The sequence below is a fragment of the Hymenobacter sp. BRD67 genome, from assembly GCF_013256425.1.
GTDB lineage: Bacteria > Bacteroidota > Bacteroidia > Cytophagales > Hymenobacteraceae > Hymenobacter.
This window is the reverse complement of record NZ_CP053904.1, coordinates 2031998-2051888: the sequence shown is the minus strand read 5'-3', so window position 1 is coordinate 2051888 and position 19891 is coordinate 2031998. Positions and strand designations below refer to the sequence as shown.

The following is a 19891-nucleotide window of genomic DNA, read 5'->3' as shown; positions in this document are numbered from 1 at the left end:
GGGAGGGGAGCAGGGAGATGTAAAAAGCCTAGGCGGCGGGCCACGCACCTGATTGGGGCTGCTACCCGGCCCGCCGCTTACCTTAGCGCCTTCGCCAGGCTTGCTGCTTATGCCACTTTCTGTTGCGGCGCTGCGGCGCCGGCTGCCGCTGCTGCTGGTACTGGGGCTGTCGCTGGCCCTGAGCTTCACGCTTATTGCGGCGCGAATAGTTATCACCCGGCAGCTGCTGTTCGTCTTTCTGCTCTGGAACCTGTTTCTGGCCGCTATTCCCTTTGGGCTGAGTGCCGCGCTGCACCTGGCTGCCCGGCCGCCCGGCGCGCGGCTGCTGCTACCCATCGGCTTGGTATGGCTGCTGTTTTTCCCCAATGCGCCCTACCTCATCACCGACCTCTTTCACCTGGAGCCCCGGCCCGGCGTACCCTACTGGTACGACCTGGCCCTCATCATGTCCTGCGCCTGGAACGGGCTGATGCTGGCCTTCGCCTCGCTGCTCGACATGCACACGCTGGTGCGCCAGCGCCTGGGCCTCTGGGCGGGCTGGGGTTTTGCGACGGCCGCCCTGGGCCTTAGCGCGTTTGGCGTGTATCTCGGGCGGTTTCTGCGGTATAATTCCTGGGATGTGCTCAGCAATCCGTTCACTTTATTCTACGATATCCTGAACCGGATTCAGCATCCCTTTACTTACCCGCGCACCTGGGGCGTCACGGTCGTTTTCTGGGCTTTTTTGCTCATTGCCTACGCTACCGTGCGGCTGCTGGGGCAGGGCCGGGAGCCGGGAACGCCCGATACCAGGTGAGCTAGTACTTCAGGTTACCTTCCCAGGCCGCTAATTCGGTGCGCCGCTCGCCGTAGGCGCGGGCCAGCAGGGCCGGGCTGGGGTTTATGCCGAGGTAAATAGTAACCCCTCGCTCGCGGGCGTAGGGAGTGGTCATTTCGCCCACTTTACGAAACTCCTGGAAATAAGGCACGAGCTCTTCGGGGTGGCCTTCACCCACGAGTAGCAGGTTGCGCCAGGGCCGGGCCGGCAGCGCCGGAAACCAATACAAGTAGCTGCCATTGAAGCTAGTAGCGGCAGGTATCGCCCGGTTACGGTTGTAGTAGTTGAGGGCCCCGGCCTGGCCGTAGTCGTCGCACTTGATGAGCGTGCGGGCGCGCGTGGAGTCGGGCAGCGCCTGATAGGCCAGCCAGGTTTTGTCGGCCAGCTCGTGCCAGCCCAGCATATCGGCAAAATCCTGGGGCAGCGGGTGCACCTGGCCGTCTTCCCAGCGGTTGAGACCCAGCTTCCGGTGCAAAGGCCGCTGGCTGAGACGCGCCATAGCTGCTGGCGGCAGAATGGGAAAGATGTCGCGCACGATGGGCACCCACAGCGCCAGCGGCAGGGCCAGCAAGGCTATTCGCAAGCCTAGCCGGCTGGCCAGCCGGGTTTGCCACCACACGGCCCCAATCGCAAACAATGCCGGGTAATAGCCTAAGCTATAGTAGCTTTTGCCATGCAGAATGGTCAGAATAAGCAGCCCGACCACGAATACGAGTCCGGCCACGCGGACCGCCGGCGCGGGCTGCCCGCGCAGTGCCGCCCATAGCCCCGGCACCCACACCAGGAGCGCCGCAAAGCATAGCAGAAGCTGGGCGCTCCAGAAGCTGGCCACCGTTACGTACACCAGCTGCGTGTCGTGCAGCAGAGCCATGTGGTGCCGAAAAGGCAGGCCGTGGCGCAGCTGCCACCCCAGCGTGGGGGCAGCCACCAGCAGCGCCAGGCCACCAGCCAGCCAGATGGGCCGCCGGGCAAATAGGCGTGGGGTGGTGAGAAGCAGCCCCGCCAGCACGGCGGCCCCGAAAAAGAAGGTCGTGTATTTATTGAGAATGCCCAGCCCCAGCACCAAACCCAGCCAATAAAGGTGCCGGGGCTGACCGTCGGGCTGCGCGTGGCGCACCAGCAGGTACATACCCAGCGTAAAGCTGAATACTTCAAACGCATTGGGTTGAAACAGCAGATTAACTCGGCCGTAAGCCGTAGTGAGGTAGCACACGCCGGCCAGCGCCTGGGCCCACGGCCCGCCACCCAGCCGCTGCGCCAGCCGCACCACGATATAAATCGTGAGGCTGCCCCAGAGCAGCGGCCACGCTTTCACCCAGAAAAACCCGCCGCCCAGCGCCAGCGATACCCAGCTTTGCAGGGCAGTGAGGGGCGGCACTTCGATGTAGCCCCAGGCCAGGTGCCGGCCGTAGTCAAGGTACAGGTACTCGTCGCGGTGCAGCTCGTAGGTGCCATAGCCGGCCAGCAATAGCCCCGAAACAAATTTGAGGAGCGCGAATAATAGGGGTAGACGGTGCTTCATACTTCAGTGAGCAGTGAGTAGTGAACAGAGAGCAGTTAGCAAAAGAACATCATGCTGACGAAGGAAACAGTTCTGCCACTTCGAAGAATTGTTACCCCAGCGGCGCAAGCGAGATGTCGCGCTGTGCCCAGTATGGCGTTCTTTGCTCACTGCTCACTGCTCACTGCTCACTGCTCACTGCTCACTGCTCACTGCTCACTGCCTATGTGGTCCCGCCTGCTTGCTACCCGCCGCTACCCTGACCGTCCCGCCGAAACGCCCGCGCCGGGCCGCTCGCCTTATCTGGCCGATTACGACCGCGTGGTGTTTTCATCGGCTTTCCGGCGCTTGCAGCGCAAAACCCAGGTGATGCCGCTGCCCGAAACCGACTTCGTGCACACCCGCCTCACGCACTCGCTCGAAACGGCCTGCGTGGGCCGCTCGCTGGGCCGCCTCTCGGCCCGCCGGGTGCTCGAAGCCGACCCCAGTATTGCCCGTGAGCTGCCCGACTTCGACCAGGACTGCGGCGACATTGTGGCCGCCGCCTGCCTGGCCCACGACATCGGCAACCCGCCTTTCGGCCACTCCGGTGAGGACGCCATCTCCGCCTACTTCGCCAGCCGGGCGGCCGAGCGCTTTATCACCGGCCTGAGCGCGGCCGAGCAGGCCGATTTGCAGCACTTTGAGGGCAATGCCGCGGGCTTCCGCATTCTCACGCACACCTACCCGGCGCTCAGCAGCGGCTCGGGCGGCCTGGGGTTGACGTATGCCACGCTCGGTGCCTTTACCAAGTACCCGCGCCCGTCGGTTATCGACCCGAGTAAAAAGCAGAACGGGGCCAGCGAGAAGAAATACGGCCATTTTCAAGCCGAAAATCCGCGCTTCAAGCTTATTGCCGAAGAGCTGGGCCTGCAAGCCAAAGACGCTCCGGCTGGCTTCTTCCACCGCCATCCGCTGGCCTTTCTGGTCGAGGCGGCTGACGACATCTGCTACCGCATCATCGACTTTGAGGATGGCCTCAAACTGGGCCTCATCGACCACGAAAAAGGCCTCACGCTTATGCGCGACTTGCGCGCCGCCGCGCCCAATGCCCGCCCTAAAAGTGCCGGCAGCAGCGGCCTAGAGTGGCGCGACTGGCAGGAAGAGCTGGGTTACCTGCGCGCCACGCTCATCGGCCAGCTCGTCGATGAAACTGCTACCCGCTTTGCCCACCACTCGCCCGCCATCCTGGCCGGTACCTACGATGCCTCGCTGGTGAAGGAACTGAGCGGCTACGAGCACTTGCAAGAAATTCAGCGCCTGAGTGTGGAGAAGCTCTACCGCTCGCGCCCGGTGCTCGAAATCGAAGCTGCCGGCTTCGAGGTGCTTGGCGGCCTGCTCGATGCGTTCCTGTGCGCCATTTTTGACAAGAAAGAAAATCACCGCTCACGCAAGCTGCTCGATTTATTGCCGAACCAGTTTCGGGCCATTGGCCCGCAGGCCGGCGCCTCGGCGTATGAGCAGATTATATTGCTTACTGACTATATTGCCGGCATGACCGACCAGCACGCGCTGAGCTTGTATAAAACGATTAAAGGGATTGAGCTACCGAAGGGATTTTGAGGGTAGACTGGCAGCTAAAGGCCGGTTTCAGACTCGTGCAACGCCACCATATTTTTCAGCAGTTGCTCAATTAGTATTCGGCCCTTCCACACCGATTTTAATTTGCTGCGAATCTGCGCGGCCGTTTGCACAAATTCCTGTTCTTCGGCTTCTTCATGGTTTTCGAAATTAATTAATTTCTCCACCATCTCCTCCGTCATTTCGGGGTGAAACTGGAGGCCGATAATGCCGTCGCCCCACACGTAGCCCTGCGCCGCGCAGCCTGCCGACATACCCACCCGCACCGCCCCCGGCGGCACCGTGAAGGTATCGACGTGCCAGTGCAGTACGGTGGCTTTGTCGGGCCAGCCGCGCAGCAGCGGGTGGGTGAGCGCTTTGGCCGAAAAGCGCACCGTCCAGAACCCGATTTCCGGCGCCGGATTGCGATGCACCTCACCACCCAGCGCCTGCGCCACCAGTTGTGCCCCCAGGCAAATGGCCAGCGTAATTTTCCCCGCCCGCAATGCTTCGCGCAAAAAGGCTTTCTCCGCCACCAGCCAGGGAAATTCGGCCTCTTCGTGCACACTCATTGCCCCGCCTAGAATCAGCAGCCCATCGAACTCCGCCAGCGCCGGAAAAATTGGATTTGGTTCAAACAGCCGCGTGTAGTTAAGCGTGTGGCCGTGTGCGGCCAGCCACTCGGCGGCGTAGCCAGGGCCTTCGTCGGGTAAGTGTTGGAGGCAGTGAAAGCGCATAATTTAATAGCTATAATTTTTCCGCGTGATTAAACATGATGAAAATTGTTGCTGCCATTGCTATTACAAAAAATCCTAATAATAAAATAAATAAAAATGAAATGCCTGCCCAAAAAATCGACCATATACTACTGTATTGCTTCTGTCCGAGTGCGCGATAAGCCCACGCACCATAAACCAGATAGGGAATCCCAAAGGCATAAAATTCACATGAGGAGAACAAGAGGCGTAGCCAGTCCATAACCTGTTCATAAACGAAAGTCGCCCTGGTAACCCAACGCGACTTTCGTTTATTCAGCCCCTCAGTATGAAATCACAGTTTCTATTCCCATTCAATCGTCGCCGGCGGCTTGCTGCTGATATCATACACCACGCGGTTAATTCCCCGCACCTGGTTGATGATGCGGTTGCTCACGTCGGCCAGGAAATCGTAGGGGAGGTGCGCCCAGTCGGCGGTCATGCCGTCCACGCTGGTTACGGCGCGCAGGGCCACCACGCGCTCATAGGTGCGCTCGTCGCCCATCACGCCCACGCTTTGCACGGGCAGTAGCATGGCGCCGGCCTGCCACACCTGCTCGTAGAGGCCGCGCTCTTTCAGCAGGTTGATGAATACCCCATCGGCGCGTTGCAGCAGGTCTACTTTCTCGGGCGTGATGTCGCCCAGGATGCGGATACCCAGGCCGGGGCCGGGGAAGGGGTGGCGGTTGAGAATCTCGCCGGGCAGGCCCAGCGCAGCACCCACCTCGCGCACCTCATCCTTGAAGAGCATGCGCAGCGGCTCCACGATTTTGAGGTTCATCTTCTCGGGCAGGCCGCCTACGTTGTGGTGGCTCTTGATGGTCACGGCCGGGCCGCCGTGCACCGAAACCGACTCAATCACGTCGGGGTAAATGGTGCCCTGGGCCAGCCAGCGCGCGCCTTCCACCTTCTGCGCCTCGCGGTCGAACACCTCGATAAACGTGCGGCCAATAGCCTTGCGCTTCTGCTCGGGGTCGCTCAGCCCTTCGAGCGCCTGGTAAAACTCGGGCGCGGCGCGCACGCCGGTCACGTTCAGGCCCAGGCCCTCGTAAGCTTTCAATACCGAGGCAAACTCATCCTGCCGCAACAGGCCGTTATCCACGAAAATGCCGTGCAGGCGCGGGCCGATGGCCCGGTGTAGCAATAGCGCCGCCACGCTGCTATCGACGCCGCCCGAGAGGCCCAGAATCACCTGGTCGTGGGGGCCGATGGTAGTTTGCAGCGCTTCCACCATCGAATCCACGAAGTGCTCGGGTGTCCAGCTCTGGTCGCAGCCGCAAATGCCAACCACAAAGTTTTCCAGCAGCTGCCGGCCCTCGGTCGAGTGCGTTACCTCGGGGTGAAACTGGATGCCGTAGGTTTCCTGGCCGGGTAGCTGGTAGGCGGCTACCGGTACCTCGGGGGTGCCGGCGATGATATGGTACCCGGCCGGCAACGTCTTGATAGTATCGCCGTGCGACATCCACACCTGCGTATCCAGGTGCAGGCCGCGCAGCAAGGGCGAGGACTCATCGAGGCTGGTAAGCCGCGCCCGGCCGTATTCGCGGATGGTCGCGGGCAGCACTTCGCCGCCACCCTGCTGGGCCAGCAGCTGCGCGCCGTAGCAGATACCCAGCACCGGCACCCGGCCCAGAATCCCGCTCAGGTCGGGGTTGGGCGAGTCGGCATCGCGCACCGAGCACGGCGAGCCCGAAAGAATGACGCCCCGCAGGTCGCCGGCGCTAATGCGCTCGGCCAGCTGAGAGGCGTGGGTATAGGGATGAATTTCGCAGAAGACGTGCAGCTCGCGAATGCGCCGGGCAATGAGCTGGGTGTATTGCGAACCGAAGTCCAGAATCAGAATTTGCTGCATAGACCACTGTTTAGCACGGGTTTTAGCGGATTTCACGGATTTTGTGGATGTTTCCGCTGGGCCGTCGTGCTGGTTTGTGGTGCAAAAATACTCCGGCGAGGGTGCTTTCTAAGCATCCTCGCCGGTAATGATAGCCGGCTGCGCGCAGGCATACGATAATTTTTCTGCCAAACAATCAGGCAGCTACAGCCGGATACTAGCTGCAAAATCCGTAAAATTCGCTACAATCCGTGCTAATCAGTGGTCTGGGGTTGTACCTTTGCAGCGGCGAGTCAGAACGACCAGCTCCTGCTGAACTCCCCCAGGGCCGGAAGGCAGCAAGGGTAGGTGGTTGAGCGGTGCGATTTTGGCTCGCTTTTTTTTTGTCTTTTCCTCTGGTTTCCAGCCGGCCCCGAGCCGCGTTTCGTCTGCCGTGTTTAGGTAGCCAGCGCGTAGCTTTGGGCCGGCTTTTTTTATAAGCTACCTATCTTACTAAACCGCTTGTCATTGCAAGTGCCGGTAAGCAATGACAAGCAGTTTTACCAGACATTTGCCAAATGAAGTTCTTTATTGATACGGCCAACCTGGCCGAAATTCAGGAAGCCGTTGACCTCGGCGTGCTTGACGGCGTAACCACCAACCCCTCGCTCATGGCTAAGGAGGGCATTAGGGGCACCGACGCGGTGATGGCGCACTACCGCGCCATCTGCGATATGGTGGACGGTGACGTGTCGGCCGAAGTGATTGCTACCGACTACGAGGGCATTATCCGGGAGGGCGAGGCACTGGCCGAGCTGCACCCCAACATCGTGGTAAAAGTGCCCATGATTAAGGAAGGTGTAAAAGCCATCAAGTACTTCAGTGACAAAGGTATTCGCACCAACTGCACGCTCATCTTCTCGGCCGGGCAGGCGCTGCTGGCTGCCAAGGCCGGGGCTACCTACGTGTCGCCCTTCGTAGGCCGCCTCGATGACATTGGTGCCGACGGCCTGGGCCTGGTTGCCCAGATTATTGAGATTTTTGCCAACTACGGCTACGCCACCGAAGTGCTGGCTGCCAGCGTGCGCCACGTACCGCACCTTATCCAGTGCGCCGAGCTAGGCGCCGATGTGGTCACCTGCCCGCTCAACGTTATCACCGGCCTGCTCAGCCACCCGCTGACTGATAAAGGCCTGGCCACTTTCCTGGCCGACCACAAGAAAGTAAACTCGTAGTTTTAATGTGGCAAATGTGGAAGATGTGAGAATGTAGAAAAATGGCTATGCCAGGTATAGTCAGCATTTTCAGCTTGCATTAACACATTTTCACATCTTCCACATTTACCACATTCTTTCAGTGTACATCATCAAAGTAAAAGGCAAGGCAAAAATCCCGGACTACATCCAGCTGCGCGACGAGCAGTTTGTGCTGATTGCCTATTTCCGGGCCGACCGGCCGCTCAAAGACCTGCACCGCTACGGGCTGGAAGGGCAGGAAGTGCCGCTGGCGGCGGTTATTGCCGACCTGGAGTTTGGTAAGCTGCGCAAGCTGGAATTGTAATAAGAGCTATCAACCCATCATCTTAACTTAAATAGGAGGGAAAAATAGAAAAATTCAACAGCTCACATGCTGCTCATGTATTTAGTTATTTCTTTGATTGTGCTTGACCTCATTCCGTAGTAAGCGCTTATTCTGGGGAGAGCGTCAGGCTAATACGTTAACTAGATACCTGTAAAAAGTATGAAAAAGCTCCCTTTCTTACTGTTGACGTTTCTCTTTTGTGCCTGCTTGGCGCAGGCGCAAATACCAGGCACTGCCAGCCGGCAAGACAGTGCCATCAAACTCAACGTAGCCGGTTATGGAAGAAATTCAAGTGCATTTTATACGATTAACAATGAGCCCGTTACCAACGCTACTATTAAACGACTGTTAAAATCGTATCCAAAATCTGCTGTTGAGGTTCAAAAATATAAGTCACAGCAGCGGTTAGCATTCATATTAATGGTGCCAGTTGCTGTTACTGGATTAATTGTTGGGGTAATACAAGCGAAAAGTCATGATGATGCTCCAGGTTCCGCTTTTAGTAAAGCCCCGATACCCTTTTCAGTTTATCTTGGCTCACTTGTCGGTGGTGCTATTATCGCGGGAAAAAACGACCATTATGGGAAAGCAATAGAAGCGTACAATAGTCGGTTTAAATAGCTCTATCAACTACCTCAACCTTTACTAATTCGTCCCTGAACTTGACCGAGCCGATAATTGAGCTGCACGGAGCCACCATTACGCAGGAAGAGCGAGCGGTGCTGGAAAATATATCGTTTGAGCTGGGCAAAAGCGAGTTTGCTTACCTGGTGGGGCGTACCGGGTCGGGTAAATCATCCATCTTGAAAACGCTATATGCTGACCTGCCGCTGCTAGTGGGTAGCGGCACTGTGGCGGGCTTCGACCTGGCGAGCCTGCCAGCGGGCAAAGTGCCTTACCTACGCCGCCGGCTCGGTATCGTGTTTCAGGATTTTCAGCTGCTGAGCGACCGCACGGTGAGTGAAAATCTGTTGTTTGTGCTAAATGCAACCGGTTGGAAAGGCAAGGCTCGCAAGCAGCAGCGCGTGCAGGAGGTACTCACGCAAGTGGGGCTGAGCGGCGTGGGTGCCCGCATGCCGCACCGCCTCTCGGGTGGCGAGCAGCAGCGCGTAGTAATAGCACGGGCGCTGCTCAACGAGCCCATTTTATTGCTTGCCGACGAACCCACGGGCAACCTCGACCCGAAGTATCCGACGGCATTATGGAGCTCTTTGCTGAAATTAATCACGCTGGCACTGCCATACTTATGGCTACGCACAACTTTCAGCTACTCGAAAAATACCCGCACCGGGTGCTGACGTGCAAAGACGGGGCGCTGCTGGATTCGGGTCGGCGCTAGCATACTCGTCGCTACCAATGCTGGCCGGCTTATCTATTCTGATTCCCGTTTACAACCGCAGCGTTAAGGTGCTGGTCGAGAGTTTGCTGAGGCAAGCTCCGGGCTGGCTCGGAGGCTTTGAAATCGTGCTGCTTGATGATAACTCGGACGCCGGGTTTCAGCTCCAAAACCGACTGCTGGCGCAGCTGCCGAGCGTGCGCTACGAAGAGCTGCCTGCCAATGTAGGCCGAGCTGCCATTCGCAATCGCCTGGCCGCCCGCGCCCGCCAGCAGTGGCTGCTGCTGCTCGACAACGACAGCCTGCTGCCCGCCGGGGCGCCCTTTCTAGCGCGTTATGCCCAGGCTGTGCAGGACCAGCGCGGGGCCGGCCTTTTTATTGGCGGCACCACTTACGAAGCCACGCCGCCCGCCGACCCGGCGCTGCAACTGCGCTGGCTCTACGGCCGCGCCCGCGAGATGCGCCCGGCGGCCGTCCGGCAGCGTGACCCCGGCGGGCAGCTGACTATCAATAATGCTTTGATAAAGCGGCAATTGCTACACCGGTTTCCGCTTGATGAGCGGCTGAGCGGCTATGGCCACGAAGACACCCGCTTTGGTCTGGCGCTGGCCCAGGCCGGCGTTGTAGTGCAGCACCTAGATAACCCCGTGCTGCACGATGGCCTGGAGCCGGCCACTGTTTTTCTGGAAAAAAGCCGGCAGGCCGTGCATAATCTGGCGCAGGTGCTCCGCATCGATGCGCTGGGCGCCGACACCCGCCTGGCCGGCGCCGCCCGCCGGCTGCGCCAGCTGGGGCTGGCGCGTGCCGCGCTGGCCGTCCTGGCTAAGCTGGAGCCGGCTTTGCGGCGCAATTTACTGTCCCCCCGGCCCGATTTGCGCGCCCTCGACGCCCTGAAGCTGCGCTGGCTGCTGCAAGAGCTAGATTAGCTGGCCAGTGCCAGTATCTTTGGTCTTCGGCGAATCCTTAAAAACAGCTAGCTTGCCTGAGTTACTACCCATTAATTTGCTCGATTTGGCCGCCGAGCATGCCCTTACCAACCTGAGCTGGATGCGGCCTGGCAGGCAGTGCTGCGCGAAGCCGCTTTTATTCAGGGGCCGGCCGTGGGGCAGTTTGCCGCCGAGCTGGGCGCCTACCTGGGCAATGCCCACGTGGTGCCCTGCGCCAACGGCACCGATGCCCTGACCCTGGCCCTCATGGCGCTGGAACTGCCGCCCGGCACCGAAGTTATCGTACCGGCTTTCACCTACGTGGCTACGCTGGAGGCTGCCGCCCTGCTGGGGCTACGGCCGGTATTGGTTGATGTGTTGCCCGATACGTTCAACATAGACCCTGCGGCGGTGCGGGCGGCGCTCACGCCGCAAACCGGGGCCGTGGTAGCGGTGCATTTATTCGGGCAATGTGCTGATTTAGAAGAATTAAACGCTATCTGCCAGGAGTCGGGCGTGGCCCTTATCGAAGACAATGCCCAGGCGCTAGGAGCCACGTTTACCTTCGCCAGCGGCGAAACCCGCTACGCCGGCACGGTAGGTGAGGTAGGCACGACATCCTTCTTCCCAAGTAAAAACCTGGGCTGCCTGGGCGATGGCGGTGCGCTTTTTACCCGCGATGCAGGGCGCGCTGCCCTACTCAAACAGCTGGCCAACCACGGCCAGAGCCGGAAATACTATCACCAGCGCATCGGCCTCAACTCGCGCCTTGATACCCTGCAAGCTGCTCTGCTCCGCGTGAAGCTGCGGCACCTGCCCGCCGCCCAGGCCGCCCGTCAGGCCGTGGCCGCCCGCTACGACGCGGCGCTCGGCGGTATTGTCGGCTTACAGTTACCAGCCCGCGACGCGCGCAGCAGCCACGTTTTTCACCAGTACACAATTAAAATGACTGGCGCCGAGCGCCGCGACGCACTGCAAGTGCATCTGCATCAGTGGGGTATAGCTAGTGCGGTTTATTACCCTTTGCCGGTGCATCAGCAGCCAGCTTATACTTATTTGTACTATAAGCTGGGTCAGTTTCCGGTGGCGGAGAAATTAGGCGGGCAGGTATTATCACTGCCCATGCATCCGGGGCTGGCGCTAAATCAGCAGGAGTACATTATTACCAGCCTGCGTGCATTCTTCGGCGTTTGATTCAGCCTTGTGAGCGACTACCTATCTCCCGTACGCTTTGTCATCTGCGGCGTGGGCCACATTGGCCGGCGGCACGCGGCTTTAGTAGCGCGCCATGACGGAGCAGTGCTAGCGGCACTCATTGACGTGCGCGAGGACTTGCGCGCCGGCCTGGCGGCCGAGTTTCCAGACGTACCCTTCTTTACTTCACTCGAAGAATACCTGCAAAGCGGCCCCGCCGCCGACGTGCTCACCGTGGCTACGCCCAATGGCCTGCACGCCCCGCAAGCCATTGCCGGCCTGCGGCACGGCCTGCACGTCGTTGTTGAAAAACCCATTGCGCTCCATAAAACAGACGCCGAAACTATTGTGCACACGGCTTTGCAAACCGGCCGCCTGGTGTTTGGGGTAATGCAGAACCGCTACTCGCCGCCCGCCGCCTGGCTCAAGCAGGTGGTAGGAGAGGGCCGACTGGGTCAGGTATTTCTGGTGCAGCTCAACTGCTTCTGGAACCGTGATGCCCGCTACTATCAGGCCGGCGGCTGGAAGGGAACGCAGGCGCTCGATGGAGGCACGCTTTTCACGCAGTTCAGCCACTTCGTAGATTTGCTTTATTGGGTGTTTGGCGATATTACCAATATTTCGGCCCGCTTCCGCGACTTCACGCACCAGGGAATTACCGACTTTGAGGATAGCGGCCTGGTCACCTTCGACCTTGTGCGCGGCGGCAGCGGCACGCTCAGCTACAGCACCGCCGTGTGGGACCGCAATCTGGAAAGCTCCCTAACGGTGGTAGCCGAGCGCGGGGCGCTGAAAATCGGCGGACAGTATATGGATAAAGTTGACTATTGTCACTTGCAAGGGTACGCGATGCCAGTGTTGCCGCCGACCAATCCATCCAACGACTATGGCCCGTACCAGGGCTCGGCGGCCAACCACGTGCAGGTGATTGAAAACGTGGTTGCTACCGTGCAAAAGCGCAGCTTTGCCACCACCAACGCGCTCGAAGGCCTGAAGGTAGTGGAAATAATCGAGCGGATATACGCCCTGCGCTGAAAGAATGTCCATTGCTCAGACTCCCCAGGCCGCTAGTTGGCGCCGGCTGCTGCGCCGCGTGTGGCCCTGGCGGCGCTGGCTGCTGGGTGGGGTGCTGGCCTTATTATTACTGCCCTATGTGGCGCTGTGCCTGTATAGCCAGCCCTATTGGGACGACTACGACTATGCGGCGCTGGCGCGGCGCGTGGGGCAGTGGCCCGCCCAGCGCTACCTGTATACGCATTTCACGGGCCGCTATTTCACCCTGCTGCTCACGCGGCTTAATCCGCTTGCGTATGGCTGGCTGCCTGGGTTTAAGTGGTTGTCTTTGGGCTGGCTGAGTGCTACGCTTGTGGTGCAGACCCTTGCGCTGCGGGTGTTGGCGCGGCAGCGCCTGAGTTGGCGCGCGGCGGCCGGCTGGTCGGGGGCGCTAATATTGGCGCAGCTCTACGTAATGCCCAGCCCATACGGGGCATTCTACTGGTTTTCAAGTGCCGTAGTGTATCAGGTGCCGGTTATTCTGGCGATGCTGTTTCCGGTGGCGGCCCTGCAGGCAGGGCGTGCGTCGCATTTCGCCGGGCGGGCCGGCTGTTACACCATAGCCGCGCTGGCCCTGCTGGGCATGGTAGGGAGCAACGAACTAGCGTTGCTGCTGGCTGTCTGGTTTCTGGGCTGGTGCTGCTGGCTTAGCTACCGCCGTGCCAGCTACCCGGCCCTTCGGCGCTGGCTGGGGCTGGCGGTCGTGGCGCTGGCGGGCGCGCTGGTAGTAGTGCTGGCCCCGGCAATGCTATCCGCTTACAGCACGAAAACCCTGGCCTGGCTATTCCGCTCTATAAGGTTGCCGGCCGGGCCATTGCGCAAACATTGCTTTTCCTCACCGAGCCCCGGCAACTTACGGCGCTGCTCTTGCTGCCCGTATTGCTGGCCCATCCGGCGTATCGCTACCGGCACCTGCGCCCCGCCGGCCTGCGGTTATCGGCAAGCCAGGGCGTGCTGTTTGTACTCGGGGGCCTAGGGCTGCAAATGCTGTTTCTGAGCTTCACGGCCTGGGGCTACCCGGCTGCTCGTACGCTTAATTTTCTGTGGTTTAGCCTGTTGTCAAGCTGGCTGTTGGTGTGCTGGGCCACGCTGCCGGCCGAAGGGCCGCGCCGGCCCGGCCCGCTGCTGCGACGTCTGCGGCTTCCCATGCTGCTCTACGTGGCGCTGCTGGCGGGTGGTGGTACCGAACGTGCGGCCTGGCGCGAATTACTCGAAAATGCTCCTGCCTGGCAGCGCCAGCAAGCGGCGCGCACGGCAGCTATCGAAGCGGCGAAGCAGGCCGGTGTCCGCGAGGTGAGCGTGGAGCCGTTACGCGGCATTCATCCCCAGAATGTGCTCATTATCGGTGAAACGCTCAGCCCGGATGCCCGCGCCCGCCACAACCAGGACGCCGCCCGGTGGTACGGCCTCGACTCCTTGCGGCTCAGCCGGCCGGGCCTGGAGCCGGCCAATGTAAACCTGCATTAGCCGTACTTGTACCTACCTTTGCCCCATCAAGTCTGGCTTACGGCCCTGCTTGTTTTTATACCGAGGCGCTGAGAGATAGGCTCTGCGACGCGCCGGCAACCCCCGCCCCGTGGCGGAACGGTGCCAACCGAACGGCGGCCAAACCATGGTCGCCCCTATAAAAGCCCGTGGCCTTTTCTGTTTTACGTTCTGGTTCTTGCTGCTCAACTTTTGGCGTATCACTGTGCGCTGCCCGGCCCATTGCAGGCGGTTGTTGTTGTTGAGTAGCGTAAGCTTGTCAAAAAGCTGGTTTTAACTTTTTAGTGGGTTGACTACGACCGGCCGGGCGCGACTGCGTTCCGGCGGGCTGGTCTGTTTAAACGCAGAATATAGATTTTGCGCAATGTTCTTATGCTGAAAAAATCTCTGGAGCTGCTGCGGCAGGAAGCCGCCGAATCGGGCACGGGTTCGCTCAAACGTAGTCTGAATGGCGTGAGCCTCATTGCCCTGGGTATCGGGGTTATTATCGGAGCGGGGCTCTTTTCACTCACCGGCATCGCGGCGGCCAACAACGCGGGCCCGGCCGTTACGCTTTCCTTCATCGTGACGGCCGTGGGCTGCGCCTTCTCGGCCCTGTGCTACGCCGAGTTTGCGGCGCTGGTGCCGGTAGCGGGCTCAGCCTACACGTACTCCTACGCCACTATGGGCGAGTTATTTGCCTGGATTATCGGCTGGGACCTCGTGCTCGAATACTCGGTAGGGGCCGCCACGGTGGCCATCAGCTGGTCACAATACCTGCTCAAGTTTCTGGGCAAATACGGCCTGCACCTGCCCGCCCAGCTGGTGCTGTCGCCCTTCGAAACGGCCACCCTGGCCAACGGCTCGGTGGTGCACGGCTACGCCAACTTTCCGGCCATGTTTATCGTGCTGGCTATCACAGCTATCGTGGTGCGTGGCACCAAGGGCTCGGCGTGGTTCAATGCCCTGGTAGTGGCGCTGAAGGTGGCGGTGGTGCTGGTTTTCATTGCCTTAGGCTGGAAGTACATCGACCCCGCCAACTACCATCCTTATATTCCCGCCAACACCGGCAAGTTTGGCGAGTTTGGCCTGAGCGGCATCTTGCGCGGGGCCGGCGTTATCTTCTTCGTATTCATCGGGTTCGACATCGTGGCCACCATGGCTCAGGAAACCAAAAACCCGCAGCGTAATATGCCCATCGGCATTATCGGCTCGCTGCTGGTATGTACCGTCCTGTTTGTGCTGTTCGGGCACGTGCTCACGGGCCTGGCCAATTACACCGAATTTAAAAACAGCGCCGCGCCCGTGGCCATCGCCATCGACAAAACTCCCTACGCCTGGCTGACTTCGGCCGTGATTCTGGCCATTCTGGTAGGCTACACGTCGGTAATTCTGGTCGATTTGCTGGGGCAGTCGCGGGTATTTTTCTCCATGTCGAAAGATGGCCTGCTGCCGCCCATCTTCTCGCGGGTGCATCCCACATTTCGCACGCCCATGCATTCAAGTTTGCTCTTGGGGTTGTTTATCAGCTTGTTTGCGGGCTTCGTGCCTATCTCGGTGGTGGGCGAGATGACAAGTATCGGCACGCTGCTGGCCTTCGTAATGGTGTGCCTGGGCGTCATCATCATGCGCCGTACCAACCCCGATGCCCCGCGCAGCTTCCGCACGCCGTGGGTACCGCTGGTGCCCATTCTGGGCATCGCCACCTGCGTGCTCATGATGGTGTCATTACCCTGGGAAACCTGGCTGCGCCTTATTGTGTGGCTGGCAATTGGGTTGGCTATTTACTACGGCTACGGGCGCAAGCACAGCAAATTGCGCCAGCAAGCCGCCCGCAACGAGTAGCCGGCCGCTATTCCGTAAACACTTTTCGGCCTCCCGCGCTTATAAAGAAGCCGCTTCGGTAACTTACCGGAGCGGCTTTTTTGCTACCTATAAAAATGCCGCTAACAGCGCCGCATATCGACCGCATTATTGAGATGGCGTGGGAAGACCGCACGCCTTTTGAGGCAATAGCTACGCAGTTCGGTCTCTCCGAAGGCGAAGTGATTCGGCTTATGCGCCGGGAGCTGAAGCCGTCTTCCTGGCGTTTGTGGCGGGCCCGCGTGCAAGGCCGGGCAACCAAGCACCGGGCTAAGAGTCTGGTCGAAGACGCGCGCTTTAAATCAAATCGGCAGCGGGCCATCTCAAAAAATAAAATTTCGAAGCGCCCGTAAAGGCATGGTAGTCAGGCAAGCTCTTCGTTTTTAGAAAAAATTGCCTGATTTATAATAGATTAGGGAAATAGGGGCATGTTTTTTGTCAGTGTGCCAGAATAGCTGCTCCTGGTATTTATTCGGGATTTTCTCGTCATAATACGGCCAGTGCCGGGACTCATTCCTGTTCTCAAGAAGCAACAGTCGGATGGTGCTGCGGCTGGGTTGGCTGCCGAATGCCAGCTGCTCCTAACTGCTTCCCTCGTTCGCTTGGGCTTTTACCAGGCTTCCCCAGTTCGGGCGCAGGTCTATTTATCCTTTTCCGCAGCATCGCTACCGTTTTATGAGCATCAAAAAACTTCTGACCGGCATCACGGCCTTCGACCATATTTCGGCCGGTGGCCTGCCCTACGGCCGCACCACGCTTATTTCGGGTAGCTCGGGCTGCGGCAAAACGCTGTTTGGGGCGCAATTCCTGGCCATGGGCATTCAGCTTTTCGACCAGGCGGGGGTATTTGTCACGTTTGAAGAGCAGGTCGATGATATTCGCGTCAACCTGCGCACGCTCAACTGGGACATCGACGGGTGGGAGCGCGACGGCAAGTGGGTATTTGTCGATGCCTCGCAGAAGGATGACGATACGATGCTGGTGGGCGACTACGACCTCAGTGGCTTTCAGGTGCGCCTGGAATATGCGATTACCAAGTGCAATGCCAAGCGCGTGGTGCTCGACTCTATTGGTAGCGTGTTCACCGAGTTTCAGGAAATGAATACCATTCGGCACGAATTGTTTAAAGTGACGATGGAGCTGGGCCGCCTCGGTACTACGTCTATTATTACCACCGAGCGCACCGAAGAGTACGGCAAAGTATCGCGGCTGGGCGTGGAGGAATTCTTGACCGATAACGTAATTATTCTGCGCAATGTGCTGAGCGACGAAAAACGCCGGCGCACCATCGAAATCCTGAAGTTTCGGGGCAGTACGCATGAAAAAGGCGAAAACCTGTTCACCATTCACCCCGAGCAGGCTATTGTGATTATCCCGCTGTCGGCCATGGATTTGAAGTACCGCTCGTCGAGCGTGCGCGTCACTTCGGGCATTGCCAAGCTCGATGATATGTGCGGCGGCGGCTTTTACCGCGACTCAATTATCCTGGTTTCGGGCTCCATTGGTGCGGGTAAAACGCTGCTGGTCGCCGATTTTATCAACGGCATAAAGGCCAAGCAGGAGCGTTGCCTGCTGCTGGCCTTTGAGGAAAGCCGCGAGCAGCTTTTTCGCAACGCCAGCGGCTGGGGCCACGATTTCGCCAAGCTCGAAGACGATGGCTTTCTGAAAGTAGTATGTATCTACCCGAAGTATCTTCGCTGGAAGACCACCTGCTTAATATACAAGCGATTGTAAAGGATTTCAGGCCCGACCGGATTGCCATCGACAGCTTGTCGGCGCTTTCCCGTACCTCCACCGATAAAGCTTTTCGGGAGTTTATTATTGCCCTCACGTCGTTTCTGAAGCACCAGGAAATTACGGGGATGTTTACGGTCACTACCACGCTGCTTTCGGGTGGTACTTCCGACACGGAAGGCAATATTTCGCCGCTCACCGATACCATTATTCTGCTACGCTACGTGGAGATGTCGGGCGAGATGCAGCGCAGCCTGTCGGTGCTCAAAATGCGCGGTTCCAAGCACGACTCGTCGATTAGAGGCTTCACTATCAACGATAAAGGTATCAATATTGGTAAGCCGTTTATTGGTGTCAGCGGCATCCTGACGGGTATCCCAATTCGGAGCTAGCCGGCGCCGGGCGGGCAACATACCATTTAATAAGCACCGTTAATCCGGCGTTATAGTTTTCGCATCTATCATGAGTGAATTTAATTTACAGCTTTTCGTAAACGGAAAGAGTCATACTTCTGTACAGGCCATTGACATCCTAAGTACCATCTGCCGGGAGCGCCTCGACGGGCAGTACGAGCTCGAGGTCATCGACATTCAGAAGCATCCCGACCGGGCCGAAGAAGCGGGCATTCTGGCCATTCCTACCTTAATCAGGAAGTGGCCGCTGCCCGTCACCCGCATCATTGGGGCGCTCACGGTACGCTCGCGCGTGCTGGCCGGGCTGGGCCTTTCCAGCCTCGAAGCAATGTAGTGAAGCGGCAGGCTTAGCGCCTGGGTAGCCTGCGCAGCGCCTGCTGCCACAGCGCCGATACTTCGGGCACTACCCCCGTGGCCAGTAGCCCCGCTCCGTAGAGCAGGGTGAGCACGCCGCCCCTTAAACATAGAGTAAAGTATATATTATTTGGTGCGGGCAACGCCCAAGCCGCAGCCGCCGCACCGCTGGCCAGCAGCAAAATGTAGAGAATGCGCAAATCGAACGGCTGCCAGCCGAAGCTGCGCCACACAAACCAGGTGCGGGCCAGGTTGATGCCGGCCAGCGCCAGCGCATTCGAGATAGCTGCCCCAGTGAGGCCCAGGCGCGGAATAAGCAGGTAGTTGAGCCCGATAATGCCCACCGACAGGCCCACATTGAAGAGCAGGTCGTAGCGGTAGCGCGGCGATGTAACCACGATAATACCGTTGACGCCTGTGATGCCGTCGGTGAGGCGGCCCGCCAGCAGCAAGAGCACGGCCACGGTTCCCGCCGCATATTCGGGCCGGTGAATAAGCGAGTAAATAAAAGGTAAGTTGAGGGCAATTCCCAGCGCCAGGTAAGCGCCGAGCGCAGTAGTGAGGCGGGTGGTGCGGCGATAAAAATCGAGCATTTTGGCAGTTGCCCCTTCCTTCCAGTATTCGGCAATAAGCGGGTAAGCCGTTTTGTACAAAGCCCGGAACGGCACGGCCAGCGCAGTACTGATATTGAGCGCAATATTGTAAATACCCGCATCGGCAAAGCTGTGCGAGCCCAGCATCAGCGAGTCGATGGTAATAAGTAGCGTGCCCGAAATATTGCCCAGCAGCGCAAAGCTGCCGAAACGCAACAGCTCGCTCATGGGCCGCACCCGCAGCACTGCCCGCGTAGGCCGCAGGTGCAGCTCGCCAATAACGGCCAGATACCCCAGCAGCAGCGCCGATATACTCGCGTATGACCCGAGGTAAGCCAGCACGAAGCCATCAAACGAGAGCAAGCCCATGCCGTAGAGTAGCGCGGCGCCCACGATGAGCAGCCGCTGGAGCACGTCAGTAAGAAAAGAAGAGAACGAAGTGTGAAACAGCGACTTGGTATAGGCTTCGAGCAGGTTGTAGACCAAGATGCAGAGTGCCATGCCCAGCATGACCGCGTAGTGCGGCCCCAGCATAGTGGCATCGTGGGCGTACCAGCGCAGCACCAGCGGCCGGCCCAGCCACAGCACCGCCGCCACCAGCACAAATACGGCCAGCGGCAGCCCCAGTAGCAGCGGCAAAAACCCCGAATGCCCCGCCTCCCGGTTGCGGAAGTACGGAAAATACCGCATGGTGGTGTTGGTAAAGCCCAGCGCCGATACCAGCGCGCCCATCGTGGCCAGCGACACCAGTACCGATAGGAGGCCCAGCTGCGCCGGCGCCAGCAGGCGCGGCAGCACCAGCGTAGTGTTGACGAAGCCAATGCCCAGCCCAACGTAAGAAATGACGGTGTTGCGCAGACCCTGGCGCTGAACGATACCCAACTCGGTGAATTAGAAA

At 59.2% G+C, this 19891-nt stretch carries 20 protein-coding genes, 1 other RNA gene, 1 pseudogene and 1 riboswitch; of the genes and pseudogenes, 17 read left to right on the top strand and 5 right to left on the bottom strand.

The window, feature by feature from the left end; genetic code table 11:
* Positions 1-109 precede the first annotated feature (109 nt).
* Positions 110-796: a DUF1361 domain-containing protein gene (locus GKZ67_RS09535; RefSeq protein ID WP_173242080.1), complete on the top strand. Its 687-nt coding sequence runs from the start codon at positions 110-112 to the stop codon at positions 794-796.
* 1 nt (position 797) lies between these two features.
* Here the strand turns inward: GKZ67_RS09535 and GKZ67_RS09530 are convergent, their stop codons facing one another.
* Positions 798-2339, bottom strand: a complete 1542-nt coding sequence (locus tag GKZ67_RS09530) for an ArnT family glycosyltransferase (protein ID WP_173242079.1) — start codon at positions 2337-2339, stop codon at positions 798-800.
* Positions 2340-2543: 204 nt separating this feature from the next.
* Between GKZ67_RS09530 and dgt the strand changes: the two genes are divergently transcribed.
* Positions 2544-3920: a dGTP triphosphohydrolase gene (gene dgt / locus GKZ67_RS09525; protein ID WP_173242078.1), complete on the top strand. Its 1377-nt coding sequence runs from the start codon at positions 2544-2546 to the stop codon at positions 3918-3920.
* Positions 3921-3934: 14 nt separating this feature from the next.
* On the opposite strand, the gene GKZ67_RS09520 is transcribed toward dgt, so the two are convergent.
* The 3 genes from GKZ67_RS09520 to guaA form a co-directional block, all read right to left on the bottom strand.
* Positions 3935-4654 (bottom strand): type 1 glutamine amidotransferase, encoded by a 720-nt coding sequence (locus GKZ67_RS09520; protein WP_173242077.1) that lies wholly within the window; start codon positions 4652-4654, stop codon positions 3935-3937.
* Between the two features lie 10 nt (positions 4655-4664).
* Entirely contained in the window at positions 4665-4895 is a 231-nt protein-coding gene (locus GKZ67_RS09515; protein WP_173242076.1) for a hypothetical protein, read from the bottom strand.
* Positions 4896-4976: 81 nt separating this feature from the next.
* The gene (guaA, locus tag GKZ67_RS09510; RefSeq protein WP_173242075.1) at positions 4977-6524 is read right to left on the bottom strand and encodes a glutamine-hydrolyzing GMP synthase; all 1548 of its coding nucleotides are present in this window, start codon (positions 6522-6524) and stop codon (positions 4977-4979) included.
* Between the two features lie 264 nt (positions 6525-6788).
* On the opposite strand from guaA, the gene ffs reads away from it, so the two are divergent.
* The 15 genes and pseudogenes from ffs to GKZ67_RS09440 all read left to right on the top strand — a co-directional run bounded on the left by ffs (position 6789) and on the right by GKZ67_RS09440 (position 18380).
* An RNA gene (ffs, locus tag GKZ67_RS09505) (signal recognition particle sRNA small type) lies at positions 6789-6885 on the top strand.
* A gap of 175 nt (positions 6886-7060) precedes the next feature.
* Positions 7061-7717 carry a fructose-6-phosphate aldolase gene (gene fsa, locus GKZ67_RS09500; RefSeq protein ID WP_173242074.1) on the top strand — a complete coding sequence of 219 codons (657 nt, stop codon included), beginning with the start codon at positions 7061-7063 and terminating at the stop codon, positions 7715-7717.
* 121 nt (positions 7718-7838) lie between these two features.
* On the top strand, positions 7839-8042 hold the full coding sequence (locus tag GKZ67_RS09495) for a fructose-6-phosphate aldolase (RefSeq protein ID WP_173242073.1): 204 nt from the start codon (positions 7839-7841) through the stop codon (positions 8040-8042).
* Between the two features lie 180 nt (positions 8043-8222).
* Positions 8223-8684 carry a hypothetical protein gene (locus tag GKZ67_RS09490; protein ID WP_173242072.1) on the top strand — a complete coding sequence of 154 codons (462 nt, stop codon included), beginning with the start codon at positions 8223-8225 and terminating at the stop codon, positions 8682-8684.
* 35 nt (positions 8685-8719) lie between these two features.
* Positions 8720-9402: pseudogene (locus GKZ67_RS09485) on the top strand (cell division ATP-binding protein FtsE).
* A gap of 17 nt (positions 9403-9419) precedes the next feature.
* On the top strand, positions 9420-10325 hold the full coding sequence (locus GKZ67_RS09480; protein ID WP_173242071.1) for a glycosyltransferase family 2 protein: 906 nt from the start codon (positions 9420-9422) through the stop codon (positions 10323-10325).
* A 138-nt stretch (positions 10326-10463) separates the two neighbouring features.
* A complete protein-coding gene (locus GKZ67_RS09475) occupies positions 10464-11519 on the top strand; it encodes a DegT/DnrJ/EryC1/StrS family aminotransferase (RefSeq protein ID WP_254245180.1) in 1056 nt (351 codons plus the stop codon).
* A gap of 9 nt (positions 11520-11528) precedes the next feature.
* The gene (locus GKZ67_RS09470) at positions 11529-12554 is read left to right on the top strand and encodes a Gfo/Idh/MocA family protein (protein WP_173242070.1); all 1026 of its coding nucleotides are present in this window, start codon (positions 11529-11531) and stop codon (positions 12552-12554) included.
* 4 nt (positions 12555-12558) lie between these two features.
* Positions 12559-13548, top strand: coding sequence for a hypothetical protein (locus GKZ67_RS09465; RefSeq protein WP_173242069.1), 990 nt, complete (start codon positions 12559-12561; stop codon positions 13546-13548).
* Positions 13524-14039, top strand: coding sequence for a hypothetical protein (locus GKZ67_RS09460; protein ID WP_173242068.1), 516 nt, complete (start codon positions 13524-13526; stop codon positions 14037-14039). The genes GKZ67_RS09465 and GKZ67_RS09460 overlap by 25 nt, the downstream gene beginning before the upstream one ends.
* Positions 14040-14091: 52 nt before the next feature.
* Positions 14092-14203, top strand: a riboswitch (SAM riboswitch).
* Between the two features lie 226 nt (positions 14204-14429).
* Complete coding sequence (locus tag GKZ67_RS09455) at positions 14430-15881, top strand: amino acid permease (protein ID WP_173242067.1); 1452 nt, start codon at positions 14430-14432, stop codon at positions 15879-15881.
* Between the two features lie 95 nt (positions 15882-15976).
* Positions 15977-16252: a TIGR03643 family protein gene (locus GKZ67_RS09450; protein WP_173242066.1), complete on the top strand. Its 276-nt coding sequence runs from the start codon at positions 15977-15979 to the stop codon at positions 16250-16252.
* Positions 16253-16574: 322 nt separating this feature from the next.
* A complete protein-coding gene (kaiC, locus tag GKZ67_RS09445; RefSeq protein ID WP_217278723.1) occupies positions 16575-17633 on the top strand; it encodes a circadian clock protein KaiC in 1059 nt (352 codons plus the stop codon).
* Entirely contained in the window at positions 17573-18025 is a 453-nt protein-coding gene (locus GKZ67_RS22560; RefSeq protein ID WP_217278722.1) for an ATPase domain-containing protein, read from the top strand. Before kaiC ends, GKZ67_RS22560 begins: the two co-directional genes overlap by 61 nt.
* 70 nt (positions 18026-18095) lie before the next feature.
* Positions 18096-18380 (top strand): circadian clock KaiB family protein, encoded by a 285-nt coding sequence (locus tag GKZ67_RS09440; RefSeq protein ID WP_151088846.1) that lies wholly within the window; start codon positions 18096-18098, stop codon positions 18378-18380.
* 13 nt (positions 18381-18393) lie between these two features.
* Here GKZ67_RS09440 and GKZ67_RS09435 read toward each other — a convergent pair whose 3' ends face one another.
* The gene (locus GKZ67_RS09435; protein WP_173242065.1) at positions 18394-19875 is read right to left on the bottom strand and encodes a lipopolysaccharide biosynthesis protein; all 1482 of its coding nucleotides are present in this window, start codon (positions 19873-19875) and stop codon (positions 18394-18396) included.
* Positions 19876-19891: the final 16 nt, after the last annotated feature.